Annotated in this window: 3 protein-coding genes; 2 read left to right on the top strand and 1 reads right to left on the bottom strand. The window is 72.7% G+C overall.

Going from position 1 to position 5,317, the window contains the following annotated elements; genetic code table 11:
- Together GV126_RS22650 and GV126_RS22645 are read left to right on the top strand one after the other, a co-directional pair.
- Positions 1-1,515: M4 family metallopeptidase (locus tag GV126_RS22650; protein ID WP_159669816.1), on the top strand; the 1,515-nt coding region annotated here is incomplete at its 5' end.
- 87 nt (positions 1,516-1,602) lie between these two features.
- Positions 1,603-2,121, top strand: a complete 519-nt coding sequence (locus GV126_RS22645; protein WP_159669813.1) for a DUF1990 domain-containing protein — start codon at positions 1,603-1,605, stop codon at positions 2,119-2,121.
- Positions 2,122-2,213: 92 nt separating this feature from the next.
- Here the strand turns inward: GV126_RS22645 and GV126_RS22640 are convergent, their stop codons facing one another.
- The gene (locus GV126_RS22640; RefSeq protein WP_159669811.1) at positions 2,214-4,859 is read right to left on the bottom strand and encodes a glycosyltransferase family 1 protein; all 2,646 of its coding nucleotides are present in this window, start codon (positions 4,857-4,859) and stop codon (positions 2,214-2,216) included.
- Positions 4,860-5,317 lie beyond the last annotated feature (458 nt).

Below are 5,317 nucleotides of genomic sequence, written 5' to 3'. Positions count from 1 at the left end.
GCCGCCCCCACCGCGCTGACCGCCGCGGCCCGCACCTCCCTGCTGCAGCAGGCGCAGGCCGACGCCGCCGGCACCGCCCGGCAGATAGGTCTGGGCACCCAGGAGAAGCTGGTCGCCAAGGACGTCGTCAGAGACACCGACGGCACGGTGCACACCCGCTACGAGCGCACCTACGCCGGCCTGCCCGTCCTCGGCGGCGACCTGATCGTCCACACCTCCAAGGCCGGGAAGACCGAGGGCGTCACCAAGGCGACCGGCGCGGCCATCAAGGTCGCCTCGCTCACCCCGAAGGTCGCCGCGGCCACCGCCCAGAAGCAGGCGCTGGGCCTGGCCAAGGACGCCGGCTCGGCCGAGACCACCGCCGACCAGGGCCCGCGCAAGGTGATCTGGGCGGCCACCGGCAAGCCGGTCCTCGCCTACGAGACGGTCGTCGGCGGCTTCCAGGACGACGGCACGCCCAACGAGCTGCACGTCATCACCGACGCGGCCACCGGCAAGAAGCTCTACGAGTACCAGGGCATCGAGACCGGCACCGGCAAGACCCTGTACTCGGGCACGGTCACGCTCGGCACCTACCTGTCGGGGTCGACGTACCAGCTGTACGACACCTCGCGCGGCGGCCACAAGACGTACAACCTGGCCCGCAGGACCTCCGGCACCGGCACCCTGTTCACCGACGCCGACGACGTGTGGGGCACCGGCACCGCCTCCAGCTCCTCCTCCGACCAGACGGCCGCCGCCGACGCCGCCTACGGCGCGCAGGAGACCTGGGACTTCTACAAGAACACCTTCGGCCGCAACGGCATCCGCAACGACGGCAAGGCCGCCTACTCCCGCGTCCACTACAGCAGCAACTACGTCAACGCCTTCTGGGACGACAGCTGCTTCTGCATGACCTACGGCGACGGCTCGGGCAACACCCACCCGCTGACCGCCCTGGACGTGGCCGGCCACGAGATGAGCCACGGCGTCACCTCCGTCACCGCCGGCCTGAACTACTCCGGGGAGTCCGGCGGCCTGAACGAGGCCACCTCCGACATCCTGGGCACCGGCGTGGAGTTCTACGCCAACAACCCCTCCGACCCGGGTGACTACCTGATCGGCGAGAAGATCAACATCAACGGCGACGGCACCCCGCTGCGCTACATGGACAAGCCCAGCAAGGACGGCGCCTCCGCCGACTACTGGTCCTCCTCCGTGGGCAGCAAGGACGTCCACTACTCCTCCGGCGTCGCCAACCACTTCTTCTACCTGCTCAGCGAGGGCAGCGGCGCGAAGACCGTCAACGGCGTGAGCTACAACTCGCCGACGTACAACGGCTCCACGGTCACCGGCATCGGCCGCGCCAAGGCGCTGCAGATCTGGTACAAGGCGCTGACCACGTACATGACGTCGACCACCAACTACAAGGGCGCCCGCACGGCGACCCTGAACGCGGCGTCGGCGCTGTACGGCTCCTCCAGCGCCGAGTACAACGCGGTGGCGGCGGCCTGGTCCGCGGTCAACGTCAACTGACGCGAGCGGCCCACCGCCGACCCGGCGGGTGAACTCCGCGCGGCCCCCGGAGGGCATTCCTCCGGGGGCCGCCTACTCTTGGGTCACATGTCTGCCGAGGACTTCACCTACGAGGAGGTCGGCGCGACCCGCGTGCAGGGCCGCTGCCCGCCCGGTTTCCGCCCGCTGCACGTGCGCTGCCGCATCGGCGAGGGCGAGGAGGTCTTCCGGCGGGCCGCCGAGGCCGTCATGACCTGGGAGATGCACCGCGCCGTCGGGGTCGGCGTCGACGCGAGCACCGAGCGTGCCGCGCCGGGCGCCGAGGTCACCGTCACCCTCGCCGGCGTGATCAAGGCGCCGTGCCGGGTGGTGTGGACGCTGGAGGAGCCCCGCCGGGCCGGCTGGGCGTACGGCACCCTGCCGGGCCATCCGGGGAACGGCGAGGAGTCCTTCGTCGTGGACCGCACCGGCGACGGCACGGTCTGGCTGACCGTGACCGCCTTCAGCCGCCCGGCCACCTGGTACGCCCGCGCCGGCGGCCCGGCCACCCGCGGCTTTCAGCACGCCTACGCCCGGCGCTGCGGCGCCGTCCTGCGCAGGCTGTGCGCGGACATCCCCCAGGACTGACACCGCGGCCGCCCGCGTACCGGTGGGCCGCGCCCGGCGAGACGCGGACCGTGCGGCGGCCGAGCGGCGTCAGGCCGCACGGCCGCACCCGGTCAGCGCAGCAGTACCCCGGCCCCCTCCCCTGCCTCCTGGGCGGGCACCGTGACCAGGCCCAGTTCGGCCGGTGAGGCGAGCAGGCGGTGGGCGGGCAGGACGCGGACGGTGTAGCCGTAGGGGCCGGTGCGGTCCAGGCCGAGCGGGCCCTCGTAGACCCAGTGGCCGTCGGGGCCGGCCTCGCCCGTGGGCTTGAGCGGGACCGCGGTGGCGTCCGTGATGCGGTCCTCCTCGTCGACCCGCCCGGAGACGGCCTGCACCTCCACGTCGTCCGGGCTCAGGGAGCCCAGGGACACGCGCACCCGCAGACCGAGGGTGGAGCCCAGCTCGGCGGTGGCCGCCGGCAGCGCCCCGGTGCGCTCGGCCGGCGGCGCGGAGGTCTCCACGTGGTCCACGCTCACCTCGTGCCAGGCCGAGCGCACCCGCGCCTTCCAGGCGGCCAGGTCGCGCGCCGCCTGCGCGTCCATGGCGCGGTGGGCGTGCGCGGCGGGCGTGTAGAGCCGGTCGACGTACTCGCGGACCATGCGCCCGGCCAGCACCTTCGGGCCGAGCAGGGTCAGGGTCCGGCGCACCATCTCGATCCAGCGGTCGGGCAGCCCGGCCCGGCCGCGCTCGTAGAAGCGGGGCGCCACCCGCTGCTCCAGCAGGTCGTACAGCGCGGCGGCCTCGATGTCGTCGCGGTGCTCGGTGTCGTAGCCGACGCCGTCCGCGGTGGGGATGGCCCAGCCGAAGTCCGGCTGGTACCACTCGTCCCACCAGCCGTCCAGCACGGATAGGTTCAGGCAGCCGTTGAGGGCGGCCTTCATCCCGGAGGTGCCGCACGCCTCCAGCGGGCGCAGCGGATTGTTCAGCCACACGTCGCAGCCCTGGTACAGCTTCTGCGCCATCGCCATGCCGTAGTCCGGCAGGAACACGATCCGGTGGCGCACCCGCGGGTCGTCGGCGAAGCGGACCAGTTCCTGGATCAGCCGCTTGCCGCCGTCGTCGGCCGGGTGGGCCTTGCCGGCGACCACGATCTGGATCGGCCGCTCGGGGTGCAGCAGCAGGTCCATCAGCCGGTCCCGGTCGCGCAGCATGAGCGTGAGGCGCTTGTACGACGGCACCCGGCGCGCGAAGCCGATCGTCAGCACGTCGGGGTCGAGCACGCCGTCGATCCAGCCCAGCTCGGCCGTGCCGGCGCCGCGCTGCCGCCAGGACGCCCACAGCCGCCGGCGCACCTCCTCCACCAGGCGTGCGCGCAGCTCACCGCGCAGCGCCCAGATGTCCTCGTCGGGGATGTCGGCGACCGAGTCCCAGCGGTCGGAGCCGCCCACGGTCAGCGCGTCCTCGGCGCGCTGGGCGCCGATCTGCCGGGCGCCGAGCCGGAACACCTCCGGGGCCACCCAGGTCGGGGCGTGCACGCCGTTGGTGACGGAGGTGATCGGCACCTCGTCGGGGTCGAAGCCCGGCCACAGTCCGCTGAACATCTCCCGGCTGACCCGCCCGTGCAGCAGCGACACGCCGTTGGCGCGCTGGGCGAGCCTGAGGCCCATCACGGCCATGTTGAACAGGTTGGGCTCGCCGCCCGGGTAGGTCTCCAGGCCCAGCTGCAGGATGCGCTCGACGTCGATGCGCGGCAGCTCGGCGTCGGGTCCGAAGTGGCGGGCGACCAGTGCCCGGTCGAAGCGGTCGATGCCGGCCGGGACGGGGGTGTGGGTGGTGAAGACGGTGCCCGCGCGCACCGCCTCCAGGGCCGCGTCGAAGTCCAGCCCCTCCTCGGCCAGCTCCGCGATCCGCTCCAGGCCGAGGAACCCGGCGTGCCCCTCGTTGGTGTGGAACACCTCCGGCTCGGGGTGCCCGGTCAGCCGGCAGTACGTCCGCACCGCCCGCACCCCTCCTATGCCCAGCAGCATCTCCTGCAGCAGCCGGTGCTCGCTGCCACCGCCGTAGAGCCGGTCGGTCACCGCGCGCTCGCCGAGGTCGTTCTCCTCCACGTCGGAGTCGAGCAGCAGGAGCGGAATCCGGCCGACTTCCGCGCGCCAGATCCGGGCGTGCAGCGCGGTGGAGCCGGGCAGGGCCAGTGAGATCCGGGCGGGGCTGCCGTCGGCCTCCCTGAGCTGGGAGACCGGCAGCTCGTTGGGGTCGAGGACCGGGTAGTGCTCCTGCTGCCAGCCCTCCCGGGACAGGGACTGGCGGAAGTAGCCGTGCCGGTAGAGCAGGCCCACCCCGATCAGCGGAACGCCCAGGTCACTGGCCGCTTTGAGGTGGTCGCCGGCGAGGATGCCGAGGCCGCCGGAGTACTGCGGCAGCGCGGCGGTGATGCCGAACTCCGGGGAGAAGTAGGCGATGGCGGCCGGCCTGCTCTCCGGCTGCGCCTGGTACCAGCGCTCGCCGCCGACGTAGTCGCGCAGGTCGTCGGCGACCGCGGTGAGCCGGCGCAGGAAACGGCGGTCGCCGGCCAGCTCGGCCAGCCGCGCCGGGGGCACGCTGCCCAGCAGCCGCACCGGGTCGCCGCCCGAGGACGCCCAGCGCTCGGGGTCGACGGACTGGAAGAGGTCGCGCGTCTCGGCATGCCATGACCAGCGCAGATTGCGGGCCAGCTCGCTGAGGGGTCGTAGGGGCTCGGGAAGAACGGGACGGACGGTGAACCGACGGATCGCCTTCACATTCCACCTCGGCGCGTTCGCTGATGGACGCACGGCACGGTGCGCTTCGCTGGAAGGACGCACCACACTGTGCGCCCCGTCACACAGCACCGTACCCGCGCGGGGGCGGCCACCGCTCAAGGCTTCACCCCCGCGTGGACCGGTGCGAGGCGGACTTCACGCGGAGTTCATGTGCGGCCGACTTTGTGTGTGGACATACGCGGGAGTAGTTAACAAAGTCCCGGATTGCTCACCCGAACAGGGTGGGAAGGCTCCAGCGGTACACCCTCTACAGCACCACCCGCAGGACCCACCTCCCCACACACATCCGCCCACACCCTCGTTGACGCGGACAGGAGCGGTCATGCCCGCCACGCACCACTCGGCACCACCCCCGAGCACCAGCACGTCCACCCGTACGAGTACGAGCACGAGCACGGCCCCCGGCGCGAGCGGCACGCGCCCCCACGACCCCGGCC

Origin of the sequence: Streptomyces mexicanus, from assembly GCF_902506575.1 — a bacterium.
Taxonomy (GTDB): Bacteria; Actinomycetota; Actinomycetes; order Streptomycetales; family Streptomycetaceae; genus Streptomyces; species Streptomyces mexicanus.
The sequence above is the reverse complement of the archived record's forward strand: the minus strand, read 5'-3'. Positions and strand labels throughout refer to the sequence as shown.